The 16,900-nt window shown below is 72.1% G+C and carries 17 protein-coding genes; 7 read left to right on the plus strand and 10 right to left on the minus strand.

What is annotated here, in order from left to right:
* Positions 1-162: 162 nt before the first annotated feature.
* On the minus strand, positions 163-1,251 hold the full coding sequence (locus ACZ4N5_RS37625; protein ID WP_467761507.1) for a polyprenyl synthetase family protein: 1,089 nt from the start codon (positions 1,249-1,251) through the stop codon (positions 163-165).
* Positions 1,251-2,303, minus strand: coding sequence for a tetratricopeptide repeat protein (locus tag ACZ4N5_RS37630; RefSeq protein ID WP_467761561.1), 1,053 nt, complete (start codon positions 2,301-2,303; stop codon positions 1,251-1,253). The genes ACZ4N5_RS37625 and ACZ4N5_RS37630 overlap by 1 nt, the downstream gene beginning before the upstream one ends.
* 326 nt (positions 2,304-2,629) lie before the next feature.
* On the opposite strand from ACZ4N5_RS37630, the gene ACZ4N5_RS37635 reads away from it, so the two are divergent.
* The gene (locus ACZ4N5_RS37635) at positions 2,630-3,526 is read left to right on the plus strand and encodes an aminoglycoside phosphotransferase family protein (RefSeq protein ID WP_467761508.1); all 897 of its coding nucleotides are present in this window, start codon (positions 2,630-2,632) and stop codon (positions 3,524-3,526) included.
* Positions 3,527-3,695: 169 nt separating this feature from the next.
* Here the strand turns inward: ACZ4N5_RS37635 and ACZ4N5_RS37640 are convergent, their stop codons facing one another.
* Positions 3,696-4,538, minus strand: a complete 843-nt coding sequence (locus ACZ4N5_RS37640; protein ID WP_467761509.1) for a helix-turn-helix transcriptional regulator — start codon at positions 4,536-4,538, stop codon at positions 3,696-3,698.
* Positions 4,539-4,640: 102 nt separating this feature from the next.
* Here ACZ4N5_RS37640 and ACZ4N5_RS37645 point away from each other — a divergent pair, with 102 nt between their 5' ends.
* Together ACZ4N5_RS37645 and ACZ4N5_RS37650 are read left to right on the plus strand one after the other, a co-directional pair.
* On the plus strand, positions 4,641-5,348 hold the full coding sequence (locus ACZ4N5_RS37645; RefSeq protein ID WP_467761510.1) for an SDR family NAD(P)-dependent oxidoreductase: 708 nt from the start codon (positions 4,641-4,643) through the stop codon (positions 5,346-5,348).
* Between the two features lie 56 nt (positions 5,349-5,404).
* Positions 5,405-6,031: an alpha-ketoglutarate-dependent dioxygenase AlkB gene (locus tag ACZ4N5_RS37650; RefSeq protein ID WP_467761511.1), complete on the plus strand. Its 627-nt coding sequence runs from the start codon at positions 5,405-5,407 to the stop codon at positions 6,029-6,031.
* A 33-nt stretch (positions 6,032-6,064) separates the two neighbouring features.
* On the opposite strand, the gene ACZ4N5_RS37655 is transcribed toward ACZ4N5_RS37650, so the two are convergent.
* From ACZ4N5_RS37655 to ACZ4N5_RS37665, 3 genes are all read right to left on the minus strand, one after another.
* Positions 6,065-6,577 carry a TetR/AcrR family transcriptional regulator gene (locus ACZ4N5_RS37655; protein ID WP_467761562.1) on the minus strand — a complete coding sequence of 171 codons (513 nt, stop codon included), beginning with the start codon at positions 6,575-6,577 and terminating at the stop codon, positions 6,065-6,067.
* 167 nt (positions 6,578-6,744) lie between these two features.
* A complete protein-coding gene (locus ACZ4N5_RS37660) occupies positions 6,745-8,190 on the minus strand; it encodes an MFS transporter (RefSeq protein ID WP_467761512.1) in 1,446 nt (481 codons plus the stop codon).
* 133 nt (positions 8,191-8,323) lie between these two features.
* Positions 8,324-9,526: an FAD-dependent monooxygenase gene (locus tag ACZ4N5_RS37665; protein ID WP_467761513.1), complete on the minus strand. Its 1,203-nt coding sequence runs from the start codon at positions 9,524-9,526 to the stop codon at positions 8,324-8,326.
* Positions 9,527-9,876: 350 nt separating this feature from the next.
* Between ACZ4N5_RS37665 and melC1 the strand changes: the two genes are divergently transcribed.
* Positions 9,877-10,278 carry an apotyrosinase chaperone MelC1 gene (gene melC1, locus ACZ4N5_RS37670; RefSeq protein ID WP_467761514.1) on the plus strand — a complete coding sequence of 134 codons (402 nt, stop codon included), beginning with the start codon at positions 9,877-9,879 and terminating at the stop codon, positions 10,276-10,278.
* 33 nt (positions 10,279-10,311) lie between these two features.
* Complete coding sequence (melC2, locus tag ACZ4N5_RS37675) at positions 10,312-11,136, plus strand: tyrosinase MelC2 (protein WP_467761515.1); 825 nt, start codon at positions 10,312-10,314, stop codon at positions 11,134-11,136.
* A 119-nt stretch (positions 11,137-11,255) separates the two neighbouring features.
* Here melC2 and ACZ4N5_RS37680 read toward each other — a convergent pair whose 3' ends face one another.
* A complete protein-coding gene (locus ACZ4N5_RS37680) occupies positions 11,256-11,963 on the minus strand; it encodes a ribonuclease H family protein (protein ID WP_467761516.1) in 708 nt (235 codons plus the stop codon).
* A 367-nt stretch (positions 11,964-12,330) separates the two neighbouring features.
* Complete coding sequence (locus tag ACZ4N5_RS37685; protein WP_467761517.1) at positions 12,331-13,128, minus strand: VOC family protein; 798 nt, start codon at positions 13,126-13,128, stop codon at positions 12,331-12,333.
* A gap of 141 nt (positions 13,129-13,269) precedes the next feature.
* On the opposite strand from ACZ4N5_RS37685, the gene ACZ4N5_RS37690 reads away from it, so the two are divergent.
* Both ACZ4N5_RS37690 and ACZ4N5_RS37695 read left to right on the plus strand, forming a co-directional pair.
* Complete coding sequence (locus tag ACZ4N5_RS37690) at positions 13,270-14,286, plus strand: zinc-binding alcohol dehydrogenase family protein (protein ID WP_467761563.1); 1,017 nt, start codon at positions 13,270-13,272, stop codon at positions 14,284-14,286.
* A 62-nt stretch (positions 14,287-14,348) separates the two neighbouring features.
* Positions 14,349-15,572 carry a PP2C family protein-serine/threonine phosphatase gene (locus tag ACZ4N5_RS37695; RefSeq protein WP_467761518.1) on the plus strand — a complete coding sequence of 408 codons (1,224 nt, stop codon included), beginning with the start codon at positions 14,349-14,351 and terminating at the stop codon, positions 15,570-15,572.
* Positions 15,573-15,630: 58 nt separating this feature from the next.
* Here the strand turns inward: ACZ4N5_RS37695 and ACZ4N5_RS37700 are convergent, their stop codons facing one another.
* A complete protein-coding gene (locus tag ACZ4N5_RS37700; RefSeq protein WP_467761519.1) occupies positions 15,631-16,026 on the minus strand; it encodes a nitroreductase/quinone reductase family protein in 396 nt (131 codons plus the stop codon).
* A gap of 193 nt (positions 16,027-16,219) precedes the next feature.
* Positions 16,220-16,702 (minus strand): VOC family protein, encoded by a 483-nt coding sequence (locus ACZ4N5_RS37705; RefSeq protein WP_467761520.1) that lies wholly within the window; start codon positions 16,700-16,702, stop codon positions 16,220-16,222.
* Between the last annotated feature and the right edge of the window lie 198 nt (positions 16,703-16,900).

The following is a 16,900-nucleotide window of genomic DNA, read 5'->3' on the forward strand; positions in this document are numbered from 1 at the left end:
TTTTCTTGCTTTTAGGGGCATCTCTTTACAAATGTTTGCTTCTCGGTGATCAATGAGTGACCAACAGTGCACCGACCGGACAGATGTGAGGGGGAATGAGGCGGTTGCCTGGCGAGGCCGATTGACGCGCGTATGTGACCCATGTCGCACCGTGCGGAGGTGTCAGATCGTGCGGTCGGCGAGGGCGGACAGCAGCGTGCGCAGTTCCGCCGCGGGCCCCGGGGCGAGGGGCACGCCCGCCAGGAGCGTGTCCGCCGCGGCCAGCCGGCGGCGCGCCTCGCGCAAGGCCGCCGTGCGGCCGCCGGCCCGCTCGACGAGGGCCGCGGCGCGGCGGACACCCGCGCCGTCCAAAGAGCGTGAGGCCGCGAGGAGTTCGGCGAGATCGGCGCACCCCGGCGCGTTGAGCGCGGCGAGGACCGGCAGGGTCTTCTTCCCCTGCCGCAGGTCACCGTGGACCGGCTTGCCGGTGACCGACGGATCACCCCAGATGCCGAGTACGTCGTCGGCGATCTGGAAGGCGACACCGAGATGCCGTCCGGCGCGGTCCAGCACGGTCACGGTCCGGTCCGGCGCTCCCGCCAGCCGGGCGCCGAGCGCCAGCGCGCAGCCGAGCAGCGCACCGGTCTTGCGCTCGGCCATCGTCTCGTACTCCCCCGCACTCACCGCCCCGGGTCCGGTCCAGGGCCGGTCTGCGAACAGCAGGTCGTCGGCCTGGCCGCGCACCAGGTCACCGAGAGCCGCGGTCAACTGCCGTACGGCCAGACCGGCTTGGGGAGTCGTCGCCACGGTCTCCACGGCCAGCGCGAACAACGCGTCGCCCGCGAGGACGGCGGGACCGGTGCCGTACGCCTTCCACACGGCGGGGCGCCCCCGGCGCAGCGCGTCACCGTCCATGATGTCGTCGTGGAGCAGCGAGAAGACGTGGACGAGCTCCACCGCGACGGCCCCCGGCACCCCCGCCCCGGCCGGGCCCGAGACGGCCTCCGCCCCGAGGACGGCCAGCGCCTGTCGTACGCCCTTGCCCTGGCCATGGTCGGCGGGGGCGCCGCCGACCTCGCAGCGGCCGAGCGCGTAGCCGGCCATCTCGGCGACCCAGGGGTGCAGCGTGTCGATCGCCTCCGACAGGGCGGGGGCAGCGAGTTCACGGCAGCGACGCAGCACCTGTGGGGCGGTGGGCGGCTGGACGGCCGTGGCTGTCGAATTGGCCGGGGCTGCCGGGACCTTCGAGCGGTGCAGGGCGGTCGAGGTCATCACGCGGCCTCCCTCTCGCCGGTCTCGGGCGTCAACCCCAGTTCCGTGCGTGCCCGTTCGACCATCTGCCGGGCGTGCCGCAGCCCGATGCCCTCCAGCACCGTCGCCAACTCGTCGAGTTCGGCGGCGGTTTCGGCGCTGTCGCGGCCGAGGCGGGCGAGGGACTTGACCAGTCCGAGCCGGGACAGGGCCCGTCCGCGCGGCTCGCTCATCGCCTCGAACTCGGCGAGGGCCCCCGCATACACATCGCGGGCCTGCTCGTAACGCCCGGCGCGGTAGAGGACGTTGCCGCGCATCTTGTGGTTGTAGGCCAGCGCGCCGGACAGCTTCATCGCGCGGCAGGACACCTCCGCCTCGCTCAGCAGCTCCAGCGCGCGGTCCGCGTCCCCGTCGCGCACGGAGACGATGTCCGCGAGGCCTCGCAGCGCCCAGGCGTGGCCACGCCGGTCCTCGGCCCGGGCGGCTATCCCTGCCGCCTCCTCGAACATGGCGTAAGCACGCTCGTACGAGCCGGTGTTGCGGTGGATCTGGGCGATTCCCTCCAGGGCCCACACCGTGTGCCGGGCCTCGCCGCGCTTGCGGGCCTCGGCCAGCAGTTGCTCGTGCAGGGCGGTCACGGCCGCGTAGTCGCCCTGGATGCGGCCGGTCTCCGCCATACCGGCCAGCGAGTAGCCGCGCACGACGACATCCCCCGCCTGTCCGCCGAGTTCGGCGGCGAGCCGCAGCAACCGCCATGCCAGCGGGAACGCTCCTCGCTGGCGGGCCAGCGTGCCGCCGCTCCACAGCGCCCATGCCATCGCGGCGGCGTCACCGGCCTCCCGGGCGGTGCGGTAACTCGCCTTCCACGCCCGGTCGGCGTCCGCCACCTGCCCGAGCCGGCGGTGCGCCTCGGCGACCGCGAGGCCCGACCGGGCGGCCTCGGCATGCGCGCCGGTGCGTTCGGCGGCGCGCAGCTGCTCGGTGCCCGCCGCGAGAACGTCGGTCAGCGAGGAGTTCACCGACAGGGTGGTCAAAGCGCCCTGGTACTCCGGGGCGAAGGCCTTGCCGTACATGAATGCCTTTCCGTCTGCCACCGTCCGTCCACATTTGGTCAAGACGTGGTGGTGATGCTGTAGCTGGGTCTTTCAAGGCGTTGACGTACACCGACTCCGCTATACACCCGATGTATACACGGCATGTATACGCAAGAGGTATAGTGCGTCCGATTTCCATCCGTGAATTTCTGCTTCATGGAGGACGACGCGCCACCCGCCCGTTGCCGATCAAGACGACGATCGCGTCCGCGAGGTTGCCTGGCCGCCGGAAACGCGTTGCGACGCGGCCCGAACGGGACGCAGGATGGCGCAAGTCCACCTTCTCCCCACGGAAAGCAGGCCGCGTGTCAGCAGCCCCGATGCACGTCGGCGAGGCACGGATCGGTGGGGCGCTCGTACGACGCCTGCTGGCCGAGCAGTTCCCGCAGTGGGCCGAACTGCCCCTGAAGCGCGTAGAGTCGGCCGGAACCGTCAATGCCGTCTACCGTCTCGGCGACGACTTGGCCGTCCGTCTCCCGCGTATCGCGGACGGCGCCGACGACATGGTCAAGGAGCACGCGTGGCTGCCGCGGCTCGCCCCGATGCTCCCGTTCCCGGTCCCCGAGATCCTCGGCCTAGGCACCCCCGCGGCGGATTATCCGTGGTACTGGGCCGTACTGCGCTGGCTCGACGGCGACCTTCCGGCGCCCGGCGCCCTCACCGACGCGCGGACGCTGGCCGCCGACCTCGGCTCGTTCGTCGCCGCCCTGCGCGGGATCGACCTGCCCGGCGGGCCGACCGCCTACCGCGGCACACCGCTGGCCACGGCGGACGCCGAGACGCGAGCGGCGATCACCGACCTGCGCGACGTGATCGACACGGGGGCCGCGACGGCGGCCTGGGAGGAAGCGCTCGCGGCGCCGCCGTGGACGGGCCCGCCGCGGTGGCTCCACTCCGATCTGATGCCGATGAACCTCCTGGTCCGCGGAGGCCGCCTCGCGGCCGTCCTCGACTTCGGCACCCTGGGCACCGGCGATCCGGCCTGCGACTTCATCCCGGCCTGGAACCTCCTGCCGGCCGCGGCGAGGTCCGTCTTCCGGGACACGACGGGTGCCGACGACGCCGGCTGGGCGCGCGGCCGTGGCTGGGCCCTGTCCATGGCGCTGATCCAACTCCCGTACTACCGCGGCACGAACCCGGTGATCGCGGGCAACGCCGAGCACGTGATCCGCGAAGTGCTCGCCGACCGGCTGGTGTTGTAGACGACATCACTCCACCAGGGCCTGTCCGACCATTCACGTCGGATCGGGCCGGGGCGTCCGGTGCCGTGCATCGCAAGGCGGAGGGTCACCCTCGTACCGGGCGTATTCGGGCGTGCCGCCCGACAATGCGGCGAGGTGCGGCCAGGCGCCGCGGGCCCGGCGGGAATGGTCAGACGGACCCCAGGGCCTGGGTGCCGAGAACGCCGAGGAGGGCGACGCGTTCGGCGTCCTCCGTGCCGGGCTCGGCCGTGTAGACCATGATCCGCAGGTCGCTGCCCGCGACGCTGAGCACGTCGCAGTCCAGGGTCACGGCGCCGACCTGGGGATGGTCGATGGTCTTGCGGGAGGCGTCGTGGCGGGCGACGGCTCCGGACTCCCACAGTTCCGCGAAGCGCACGCTGTTCGCGCACAGGTCGTCGATGAGCTGCGTCAGGCGCCGGTCCGTCGGGTACCGGCTCGCGGTCGCGCGCAGGTCGGCGGCGAGCGTCGCCTCGAAGGCACGCCGCTCCCGGGGTGTGTGCCGCACCCGGCCGGCGGGGCCGACGAAATTGCGCCAGACGCCGTTGCGTTCGTTGCCGCGCCACCCGGAGGGATCCCCCAGTAGGGCCGCGTACAGCGGGTTGGCCAGCAGCAGGGTCCACGCGGCGTCGTACACCGCCACGGGCGTCCCGTTCAGCCGGTCGAGCAGCCGGTGGACGCCCGGGGTGATGTGGGCGGGCACCATGCCCCGGCCCGGCGGCACCAGCCCGGCCACCTGGAAGAGGTGCTCGCGTTCGGCCCCGGACAGCCGCAGTGCCCGGCCCAGTGCCTCGACGACCTGCTCCGAGGGATGGGCCGCCCGGCCCTGTTCGAGGCGGGTGATGTAGTCGACCGAGATACCGGCGAGCAGGGCCAGCTCCTCACGGCGCAGTCCGGCGGCACGCCGGTTCCCGCCGCCGGGCAGCCCGGCGGCCTCCGGTGTGACCCGGTCGCGCCAGCGTCGCACCGTCCGCCCGAACTCCGTGTTCGCCATGCCACCAACTGTGCACCTCCGCGCGCGGACCCGCCTGGTACCGGCAGTCCCAGGAAGACCGGACTCCTGGCTGTCCGCGCGGCGCTGCCGGAGTCTGGACGCATGACCACAACACTCATCACCGGAGCGAACAAGGGCCTCGGCTTCGAGACCGCCCGCCGGCTCGTCGCGGCAGGCCACACCGTCTACGTGGGCAGCCGGGACCCGGAACGCGGGCGGCGCGCGGCCGAGGAACTCGGAGCACGAGCCGTCGTCATCGACGTCACCGACGACGCGTCCGTCGCCGCCGCGGCGAAGACCATCGAGGCGGAGGGAGGCCTGGACGTCCTGGTCAACAACGCCGGAATCGAGGGGCGCGGGGAGGGAAACAGCGTGATCGGTGCGGCGGAGGTGACCGCCGGGATGATGCGCGAGCTGTTCGAGACGAACGTCTTCGGTCTCGTCCGGGTCACCCACGCCTTCCTGCCGCTGCTCCAGCGGTCGGCCGCCCCGGTCGTGGTGAACCTCAGCAGCGGCCTGGCCTCGCTGACCCGGATCACCGACCCCGCGAGCCCGACCCACGCCTACCCGGGCGTCGCCTATCCGGCGTCCAAGACCACCGTCAACATGATCACCGTGCAGTACGCGAAGGCGTTCCCCGGCATCCGCGTCAACGCGGTGGAGCCGGGCTACACCGCCACCGACCTGAACGGCAACACCGGGACGCAGACCGTGGAGGAGGGTGCCGAGATCATCGTGCGCATGGCGCGGATCGGCCCGGACGGACCGACCGGCGGCTACTTCGACGCGGCGGGCCCCATCCCCTGGTGACCAGGACACACCCGCTTGATGGAACATGTATTCGATTACGGGGGTAGGCTGGCCGTATGGCCATGCACCTCCAGGGCTCGCTCTTCGACCAGACCGACGAGCTCCGACTCGGTCCGCTGAACGGACTGCACCGCACCGCGCTGGGCGACGGAGCCTGGATCGACCTGCTGCCCGGCTGGCTGAGCGGGGCGGACGAGCTCTTCGCCCGCCTCGCCGCCGAGGTGCCGTGGCGGGCCGAACGGCGTCAGATGTACGAGCACGTGGTGGACGTACCCCGGCTGCTCGCCTATTTCCGCGCGGACGACCCGCTGCCGCATCCGATCCTCGAAGAGGCCCGGGACGCGCTGTCCGTGCGGTACGCCGAGGAGCTGGGCGAGCCGTTCACCACGGCCGGGCTCTGCTACTACCGGGACGGCCGCGACAGCGTGGCCTGGCACGGGGACAGGATCGGCCGGGGCGCCCGCGAGGACACGATGGTCGCCATCGTGTCCGTGGGCGCCCCGCGCGATCTCCTGCTGCGGCCTCGCGGTGGCGGGGACACCGTGCGGCGCCCGCTGGGCCACGGCGACCTCATCGTGATGGGCGGCTCCTGCCAGCGCACCTGGGAGCACGCGATCCCCAAGACGGCACGGGCGGCGGGACCCCGGATCAGCATCCAGTTCCGCCCCGACGGGGTGAACTGACCGGCGCGGCCGATCGCCCTGGGGCCGACCGGCTCACGGCGCGAGCTGGGCCTGCACCGCCGGCGCGTACCGGTCGACGATGTCGTCGACCGTCGTGGCGCGCAGGTGCGAGCCCCGGGCGATGCCGTACATCACGCCGAGGCCGAGCAGCGTGCTCACGGCGAGTTCGGCGCGCAGGCCCGCGTCCTCTCCGCTCAGCCGCCGGGCGAGACGGTCGCTCACCTGGGCGCGGAAGTTGGCGCGCAGTATCTCGCCCTGTTCCCCCTGCAGCGGGGCGAAGACGATCCGCAGGACGGGGTCGGCGCCGCGCTGGGTCTGGCCTTCGAGGAGATGGCGGACCATGTGCCGGCCGAGCTCCTCCAGCGGGGCGTCCAGCAGGGCGTCGGCGTCGGACTCGAAGGACATGACGCGGGCGAACAGCGCGTCCTTGTTGCCGAAGTACTTGAGGATCAGCGGCGGGCTCACCCCCGCCCGGTCGGCGACCGCCTTGAGCGTGATGTCCGCGTGGGCGTGCCGGGCCAGCAGATATCGGGCCGCGCGCAGGATCGCCGCCTTGCTCGCCTCGGCGTCGCGCCGGGGCGCGGCAGGCGTCGCGGGGGTTGCGGGTGCGGCCTCCCCCTCCCGGTGCGGTGGAGTGGCGGCGGGCGGCTGCTCACCTGGCCCCGGGACGGTCGGGGACGCCGTGAGACCGGAGTGCGGGGTGGTCACGGTGCTCAAGCTCCTTCGAGGGCCTCGTCGCGGGGTGCGCCGGTGGGGCGGCGGGTGCGCGGGGTCTCGCGGGAGGCGGGGTCGGTGGGTATCGACAGTGCGGCGGCGCATGCCACCAGTGCGACGGTACCCGCCATCGCGAAGGCCAGCAGATAGCCGTGCAGCGTCGGCACCGGGGCTCCCGCGACCAGGCTCGTGTGGTGCACCAGCACGGCGGCCACGGCGGCACTGCACACGGCCTGACCGATGGTGCGCATCAGGACGTTGACGCCGTTCGCGGACGCGGTCTGCCCGGCGGGCACGGCACGCAGGATCAGGGTGGGCAGGGCGGAGTAGGCGAAGGTGGTGCCGATCGCGCAGACCGTCGCGCCCAGGATGATCATCCACAGGTCGCGGCTGTCGGCGATCCGCAGGACGTAGCCGGAGGCGATGATCGCCGTACCGAGGGCCAGCGTCACCCGGGGACCGCGGGCCGCCGAGATGCGCGCCGAGACGGGCGAGAGCAGCAGCATGGTCACCCCGCCGGGCAGCAGACACAGGCCGGTCGCGACGATCGACAGGCCGAGTCCGTAGCCGGTGGCCGTGGGCGCCTGCACCAGCTGCGCCGTGACCAGCGAGTTGCCGTAGAACGCGAAGCCCGTCAGGAGCGCGGCGATGTGTGGCAGCGCGACACGCGGACGGGCGGCCAGCTTCAGGTCGACGAGGGGGCGTTCGGTACGCAGCTGCTGTCGCCACCACAGCGTGAGGACGGCGGCGCAGGCGGCGAACAGGCCGAGGATCTTCGGGCTGGTCCAGCCCCAGGTGCCGCCCTGGGACACGGCGAGCAGCAGGCACGCCAGTCCGGCGGCCAGGCCGAGCGCGCCCACCGTGTCGAAGCGGCCGGGCTCCCGGACGGGCGACTCGCGCACCGCCCACCAGGCCAGTGCCGTCCCGAAGACACCGAGTGCCGTCGTCGCCCAGAACATGACGTGCCAGTTGGCGTACTGCACCACGAGGGCCGCGAGCGGGAGGCCGAGGGCGGCGCCGATGCCCACGGTGGAGCTCATCAGCGCGACCGCGGAGCCCGTGCGCTCCGGCGGCAGTTCGTCGCGCAGGATGCTGATCGACAGCGGGACCACGGCGGCCGCCGCGCCCTGCAGGGCGCGCGCCACGATCAGGACGCGGATGTCCGAGGTGAGCGCGCACATCAGCGAGCCGACCGTCATCATCCCGAGGGCCATGAGCAGCACGCGCCGCTTGCCGTACATGTCACCGGCGCGGCCCAGAACGGGGGTGAGCACGGCTCCCGAGAGGAGGGTCGCCGTCACCATCCAGGAGACCGCGCCCGCCGAGGCGCCGGTCAGCCGGGGGAGGTCGGGCAGCAACGGGACGACCACCGTCTGCATGACGGCCATGAGGATCCCGCCGAACGCCAGGACGGGAATCGCGAGCCGCTCGCGCAGAGCCGACATCGACACTCCAGAAGTAGACGCGACAAAGGGGTGAATGACAATTCACCATAGCGGTGAATTGTCATTCACCCCAAGTGGGGTCCGCTTCTCACGAGGTAGCTGGGGGGCGCCTCGGGGGGCCGGGACGGAGAATCTAGCGCCGGGCGCGGGACTGTACGCCGCGGGCCACCTTCGGTCCGATCCAGCGCTTGAAGCGGCGCAGCACCTCCAGCCGCCCGGCCGCGCGGTCGATCCGGTAGTACAGCTGCGGCGGGACGTACGGCAGCAGCGGCGAGTGCCGTTGCCCGAGCAGGGCGAACATCTGCGCCGGCGGAAGGCGGATGTAGCGCGGCAGGTTCTCGTACCACTGCGCGCTGTGGCGGGCCGCGCTCTGCACCGACAGGAGTTCCGCCCTGCGCTCCCGCCCGTACTCACCGAGCGCGGATTCCAGGTCCGTGTGCTCGCGCAGCGCCCGGGCCAGCGAGATGGCGTCCTCCAGGGCGAGGGTGGTGCCCGCGCCGATCGAGTAATGGGTGGTGTGGGCGGCGTCGCCGAGCAGGACGAGGTTTCCGCGGTGCCACGTCCGGTTGGTCAGGGTGCGGAAGGTGAGCCACTGGGCGGCGCCGTCGGTCTGCGCCCGGCCGATCAGTCCGTGCCCGTTCAGCAGGTCGGCGAAGAGCTTCTCCAGCAGCGCGAGACCGTCGGCCTCGCTCGCGCCGTCGAGTCCGAGGCCGGTCCAGGTCCGCGGGGAGCACTCGATGACGAGGGTGCTCCGGTCGTCACTGAAGCGGTACGCGTAGCACCAGATCCAGCCGTGCTCCGTCTCCACGAAGGAGAAGGTGAAGGAGTCGAAGACCTTGGTGGTGCCGAGCCAGATGTAGTAGTTGCGCCCGAGGTCGAACTCGCTGCCGAAGTGGTCCGCGTGGCGCTCGCGCAGGGCGCTGTTGACCCCGTCCCCGGCGACGACGAGGTCGGCGTCGGGCAGCCGGTCGGCCGTGATCTCGCTCTCGTACTCGACGCGTACCCCGAGGGCCCGGGCCCGCTCGGCGAGCAGCTCCAGCATCCGGCGGCGGCCGATGCCGAATCCCTCGTCGCCCGGGTGCACGGTCGTACGGTCGCCGACATGGGCGACGCCGTCGCTCCAGCTCACCGAGTTCTCACTGACGGCGAGCGCGGACGCCGGGTCGCCCTCACGCAGTTTGTCGAGCAGGCCCGCCCAGTAGGTCACTCCCCAGCCGTACGTCGATCCGGCCGGGTTCCGCTCATGGACGGTGATGTCATGGGACGGGTCCTGGAGCTTCATCAGGATCGAGAAGTACAGGCTTGCGGGTCCGCCACCGACGCACGCGATCTTCACGCGCACTCCCCTATGTTGCACAATGCGGTCAATTGATCACGAAGAGTAGCAGGGGGCACCATGCCACAGTTCATGCCCACAGTTCACGCCAGATCGCGGGCGTGAGCCGCGCCACGAGCCCGGGGTCGCGACCGCAAGATCATCCATGCGAGGTCCCCCCGCCGGAGGATTTCCGCCCGCGAGTGCGCCACGAGTACCCCGCACAGCAAGATCATCTTCGTTCAACCTTGCACGACATATGCGCGATTGTCCGGATCACGGCCAACCGACATTCGGCGATTTCTCCCGCTGTTTGACGATCCGATAGGCATATCGGGTCATCAACCCAGCTGATCACAGGAGGTCTCCGCATGCCGGAGGTCACTCGTCGCCGTGCCCTCGGGGCCGCCGCCGCGCTCGCCGCGGGCGCCGGTGCCCAGACCCTCGCCGCGTCTTCGGCGTCCGCGTCTCCGAACGGGCCCACCCCACGGCGGTCCACCGCCGAGCATCACCACGGCGGCCCTGAAGCCTTCGACGAGGTCTTCCAGGGGCGCCGCATAGAAGGCCGCCCGGTCACCGGGGGCGGTCACCATCACGGCGCCGGATACGCCGTGTTCATCGATGGCACGGAGCTGCACGTCATGAGCAACGCCGACGGCAGCTGGATCAGCGTCGTCAGCCACTACGCCCCCGTGCCCACCCCGCGCGCCGCCGCCCGAGCCGCCGTCGTGGAGCTGCAGGGGGCGCCGCTCGTGCCCTTCGCCGCCAACTGAACCACCCCGCAAGCAGATCGTGGAGTCCCGCACATGACCGTACGCAAGAACCAGGCGAGCCTGACCGCCGACGAGAAGCGGCGATTCGTCGCCGCGCTGCTGCAGCTCAAGCGCAGTGGAAAGTACGACGCCTTCGTCACGACGCACAACGCCTTCATCATGGGCGACACCGACAACGGCGAGCGCACGGGCCACCGTTCACCGTCGTTCCTGCCCTGGCACCGCAGATTCCTTCTCGAGTTCGAGCGGGCCCTGCAGTCCGTGGACTCCTCGGTGGCACTGCCCTACTGGGACTGGAGCAGCGACCGCACGGCGCGCTCGTCCCTGTGGGCGCCCGACCTCCTCGGCGGCACCGGACGCAGCCTGGACGGCCGGGTGATGGACGGCCCGTTCGCCGCCGCGTCGGGCAACTGGCCGATCAACGTCCGCGTCGACAGCCGGACTTACCTGCGCAGATCGCTCGGCGACGGGGTCCGGGACCTGCCGACCCGCGCCGAGGTGGAGTCCGTGCTCGCCATGGCGACGTACGACATGGCGCCCTGGAACAGCGCCTCGGACGGCTTCCGCAATCACCTCGAAGGCTGGCGGGGCGTCAATCTGCACAACCGGGTGCACGTCTGGGTGGGCGGCCAGATGGGCACCGGCGTCTCCCCCAACGATCCGGTGTTCTGGCTCCACCACGCCTTCATAGACAAGCTGTGGTCCGAGTGGCAGCGCCGTCACCCCGGCTCCGGCTATCTCCCGCTGGCGGGCACCCCGGACGTCGTCGACCTCGGCGAGACGATGAAGCCGTGGAACGACACCCGGCCGGCCGACCTGCTCGACCACACCGCGTTCTACACGTTCGACACGGCCTGATCCCGGCCGCTCCCGTGACCGGCGGCCCTCTCAGCGGGAGCCGACCGGTCATCGGCAGTCCGGCAGGCGTGGGAGCACCTGCGGCACGGGGACGCGTACGGCGCTGGGACGCCGGAGCGTCAGGCGCCGCCCGTCTCCTCGGTGCGGCACTCCGGGTGACCCCAGCCCTGGGCGTTCTTGGCGATGGGCTCACCCGCGGCGTAGGAACGGCCGCACGCACAACGGCCGTTGAACTTCGCCTTGATGGTGCGGCTCGACGTGCCCTGCCGGGGCGCCTTGGCCGCGGGGCGGCGGCGGGAGGCGCCGGAGGAAGCGGGGGTGTCGGGCGACGCCGGCGGCTCCGGAGACCCGAGGTCACTGCCCGCGGGCTGCTGCACGATCGCGGCCTGGCTGGCGGCGCGGTCGGCGAAGTCGTTCAGCCGGTCGCCGTCGACCTGGTGGGCGGGGACGTAGCGGAACTCCACCGTGCGGCCGGTGAGGAGTTCGTCGATGCGGGCGACCAGTTCCTGGTTCGCGACGGGCTTGCCCGCGGCCGTCTTCCAGCCCTTGCGCTTCCAGCCCGGCAGCCAGGTGGTGACGGCCTTCATCGCGTACTGGGAGTCCATCCGGATCTCCAGCGGCACATCCGCCGCGATCGCCGTCAACAGGCGTTCCAGCGCGGTCAGTTCGGCGACGTTGTTGGTCGCCGTGCCCAGCGGTCCCGCCTCCCAGCGGATCGGGGTCTCGTCCCCGTCGGCGACGACCCAGGCCCATCCGGCGGGTCCCGGGTTTCCCTTCGAAGCCCCGTCACAGGCGGCCACAACGCGTTCAGGCATGACCCCGATCATGCCACGCCCCGGCGAGGGCGCCGCGCACGGGGCGCGGGCGCAGGGGCGCGGGGGCACGGGCGCAGGGTGCCGGCACAGGGGAGGCAGGCGCAGGGGAGGCAGGCGCAGGGGGGCGGCCTGCACGGGGGCGGGCGCAGGGGCCCGCGAAGCATGCGGCCTGCGCAGAGGGCCGGCGCAGCGCACCCCGCGGGCCTGCGGGTGGCGGCGGGCGCGGGCCGAGCGGCGGCCCGCGACCGCGTCCTCGGGGAGACGGTCACGGGCCGCACGCTTCGCAGGCCGCACGCTTCGCGGGCCTCAAACCTCGCAGGCCTCAAGCCTCGCGGGCCTCAAGCCCCCAGACGTGTGGTCGCCCGTGCCCTGGAAGGCGTCAGGACACGTCCGTCATCTCGGGCATCTCGCCCTGGGTCGTCTTCATGTCGATGACGGAGAACGGAGCGCCCTGCGGGTCGCTCAGCGCGGCGAACCGGCCGAACGGGCTGTCCATCGGCCCGAAGCGCAGGACCGCACCGCGCTCGGTCGCCTTCGCCACCGCCGCGTCGCAGTTCTCGACGGTGAAGTAGACGTTGACGTACGGCGGTACCTCGGGCGGGAAGTCGTCCGTCATCTTCATCCGGCCGAGGACCGGTTTCCCGTCGAGGTTGAAGATGCGGAAGTCGATGGCGTCGTCGCGCACCTGCTGGGCGGTGAAGGGGAAGACGGCCGGGAAGAACGCGTCGGACTTCTCCGGGTCACGGGTGAAGACCTCGGCCCTGGCGTACGCGCCGGGCTCACCGATCGACTCGAAACCCTCGTGGACACCCGCCTGCCAGACGCCGAAGACGGCCCCGCTGGGGTCCCGGGCCAGCGTCATGGTGCCGAACTCGCCGACCTGCATCGGCTCCATCAGCACTTCGCCGCCCTTGTCCTTGATCTTCGCGGCGGTGGCGGCGGCGTCGGGCGAGGCGAAGTACAGGCACCAGGCGGACTGGCCCTCCTGCCCCGGCATCGGCGGCACGACGGCGGCGACCGCCTTGCCGTTGGAGTAGGCCTGCGTGTAGTTCCCGTACTCCGAGGACGCCTCGCCGAACGTCCAGCCGAGTACGTCCCCGTAGAAACTCTTGGCCCCTTCGACATCGCTGAACATCGCGTCCGCCCAGCAGGGCGTTCCTTCAGGCTGTACGGCCATGACCCGACCTTCTCCTGTTCGGTGAACGGTTGCGCTGTTCACGCTAGCCAGCCTTCGGGCGGGCCGCGCGCCGAAGCGCGGGCGCTGCACGACACTGGAGAACGGGCCGACCTGGCCGTCGACGGGACGGGGTACGGGATGATGCGGGCGTGGGAAGTGTCCGAGCCGGGGCCGATCGAGGGGGAGCCGCTGCGGCTCGTCGAGAGACCGGTGCCGACGCCCGGACCCGACGAGCTCCTGGTGCATGTCCGCGCCTGCGGGGTGTGCCGCACCGATCTGCATGTCAGTGAGGGCGACCTGCCCGTGCACCGCCGCGGGGTGACGCCCGGCCACGAGGTCGTCGGCGTGGTGGCGGGGACCGGCGGAGCCGTGAGCGGCTTCGCCCACGGTGACCGGGTGGGGGTCGCCTGGCTGCGCCGCACGGACGGCACCTGCGGCTACTGCGTACGAGGGGCCGAGAACCTCTGCCCGGCGTCCGAGTACACCGGCTGGGACGCGGACGGCGGTTACGCGGAGTACACGACGGTGCCGGCCGCCTTCGCCTACCGGCTGCCGGACGGCGTGGACGACATCGCCCTGGCGCCACTGCTGTGCGCGGGCATCATCGGCTACCGGGCGCTGCGCAGGGCCGCGCTGCCCCGGGGCGGCCGGCTCGGCCTGTACGGCTTCGGCGGCAGCGCCCACCTCTGCGCACAGCTCGCGCTCGCCGAGGGCGCCACCGTGCACGTACTGACGCGGGATCCGGCCGCGCGACAGCTGGCACTCGACCTGGGGGCCGCGTCCGCCCGCGGGGCCTACGACGAGCCGCCCGAGCCCCTGGACAGCGCGATCCTGTTCGCGCCGGTCGGCGATCTGGTCCCGGTCGCCCTGCGGGCACTGGACCGCGGCGGCGTCCTGTCGGTCGCGGGCATCCATCTGAGCGACGTCCCGCCGCTGCGCTACGAGAGTGACCTGTTCTACGAGAAGGAACTGCGCAGCGTCACCTCCAACACGCGTGAGGACGGCAGGGACTTCCTGGCCCTCGCGGCCCGCCACGGCATCCGCGCCACGACGCACGCCTATCCGCTGGAACAAGCGCCGCAGGCCCTGCGGGATCTCAAGGCGGGCCGCTTCGACGGGGCGGCGGTGCTGGTGAACGACCGCCCGCCGAATAGCTGAGCATGCGGGCGCGCCGACCCCATGCGTGGATGGACCCACGCGGGTGCTGCGGTGGAGGTGCGATGGCGGGCCGGGGCGGTGACGACACAGCGGGTGCGGGGTCGCCGTCCGACGCCCTGGAGGACGCCATCGAGTCGATCGGCACGACACTCGACGAGCGCACCACCTGCGAGGAACTCGTGGCGTTCGTCTGCCGGCACTTCTGCGAGTCCGCCGCGGTGGACCTGCTGCCGAGGGACGTCGCGGCCGACCGTCACTCCCCGGACCCGGACTTCTTCCGCGTCGCCACCGCCGGCCGCACCCACCTGCTCACCCCGTCGGGCGGTCCGCGCCCGCTGTCCGTCCGGGCGCTCGACGAGGGGCATCCGATCGCCGCCTCGATCGACCTGTCCGGCCGCATACCCCGGCAGGTCCTGACCGTGCCGCTGCTCGCGCACGGACGCCTGTACGGGGTGCTGCTCGCCGTCCGGCAGGGAGCACCGTTCACGGACGCCGACACATCGGGCACGCACTACGCGGCGCGCCTCGCGGCCGTGCACCTCGGCCACTCCCGGAAGCACGAGACCGTCCGCGGTACGGTCCTGGATCTGCAGCGTGCGCTGCTGGCCGAACCGGGCCGGCCACATCCGAACCTCGACCTCGCCACCCGTTATCTGCCGGCCGGGGGCGGGACCCTGGTGGGCGGGGACTGGTTCGAGACCGTGCGGCTGCACTTCGGGCGGACCCTGCTGGTCGTCGGCGACGTGATGGGCCACGGCCTGGACGCTGCGGTGGACATGAACGCGTACCGCTCGATGCTGCGCTATGTCGCCTCCACGGATCTGCCGCCCCATCGGGTGCTGCGCCGTCTGGACGCGGCGGTCGCCGAGGAGGGCACCCGGCGTCCGGCCACCTGTCTGCTCGTCCGCGTCGATCCGGCGCGCGGCGTCGCGGTGATCGCGGGCGCCGGGCATCTGCCTCCGGTGGTGTTCGCCGGGGACGGCTCCGGCGAGCTGCTGCCACTGCCGGTCGGTCCGCCGCTGGGCACGGGGGTGGGCGGCTACGAGCAGGTGGTCCGCAGACTCTCCCCCGACGACACCCTGGTGATGTTCACCGACGGACTCGTGGAACGCCGCCACGAGGACATCGACGAGTCGCTGGCACGGTTGGCCGGGCTGCGTCTGCCGCCGGGTGCCGGGGTCGACGACCTGCTCGACGAGGTGCTCGTCAAGCTCGACGCCCGGCACGCGGAGGACGACGTGGCGGTACTCGCGGCCCGGATCCACCCCCGGAACCACCCGGCCTGAGGAACGCTCAGGACCTGTTCCGCGGCCGGGTCGGTTCGGTCGGGTGCGACCGACGCGTTCAGTCGGTGAGGTCGACGCGCACGGTGGTGAGGGAGGCGCCGACCATGCGGACGGCGGCGCTGTTGAACCGGGGCAGAGTCTTCAGCCGGGCGCGGGCGTCGTCCCCGTGCAGCACATGGGCGGTGCCGCTGTACCAGCGCCCCTTGACGCGGACCCGAACCCTCGGATCGGCCAGGATGTTGCGCACGTACTGCGAGCGGTCGCCGTACTCGGAGACGAACCAGAACTGCCGCCCGACCAGTCGGCCTCCGATCGGTGTCCGGCGCGGTAGACCCGAGGCGCGTCCGGTGGTCTCGATGAGCGTCTGCACCGGCAGTCGCCTGAGGAGGGGGTTGCCGATACGCCGCTGGAACGCCGTGACCGTGCGGTACTTCAGCTCGTGGTGGCGCGACATGAGTGATCCTCCCCTTGGGCCGTGGAAGGCCATTCTGCGGGCGCCGGTACGGCGCCGCCGCACCGCCGCCACCGGTCCCGAGGACATCCGGCCACGCACCCCTCCCCCACCGCCCGCGGGCGGACCGTACGCCGTCCCGGCGCCGTGCCCTGCGCCCGGCGTGCGGTCCGCGTTGCCGCACGGTGCCCGTCGGCTACTCCCCCGCGTACGCCCTCTCCAGGGCCGCGATGTCCAGCTTCGACATCTGGAGCATCGCCTGGGTCGTGCGGGCCGCCTTCTGGGGGTCCGGGTCGCTGACCAGGTCGATGAGCCGGGAGGGCACGACCTGCCACGACAGTCCGTACTTGTCCTTGACCCAGCCGCAGGGACCCGCCGCGCCGCCGTCCTCGACGAACCTGTTCCAGAAGTGGTCCACCTCGTCCTGGTCGGCGCAGTCGATCTGGAACGAGATCGCCTCGTCGAACGTGAACTGCGGGCCTCCGTTCAGCGCGACGAACTTCTGGCCGTTGGCCACGAACTCGACGGCCAGCACCGAACCGGCGGGGCCCGGGCCCGCCTCGGTGTAGCGGCCGACCCTGCCGAGCCTGGAGTTCTTGAAGATCGAGACGTAGTAGTGGGCGGCCTCCTCGGCCTGGCCGTCGAACCACAGACAGGTGGTGAAACCGTCGGCGGACATGCGAACCTCCTTGGGCGAAAACGTCGTCACTTCTGTCGACTGATCCTCGTCCGAAAACTCATCTGTCGCGCGCGCATGAACTCACCCGCGACGCCCCGGGTCCACCCCGCCGCCGCAGGCTCTTCCGAACAAGCCCTACCAGCCGGTAGGGCCGGGTCGGCGCGGCTTCCGGCGCCGGGACAAACCGCTGCCGGACGC

The organism is Streptomyces sp. NPDC026500, assembly GCF_055567635.1.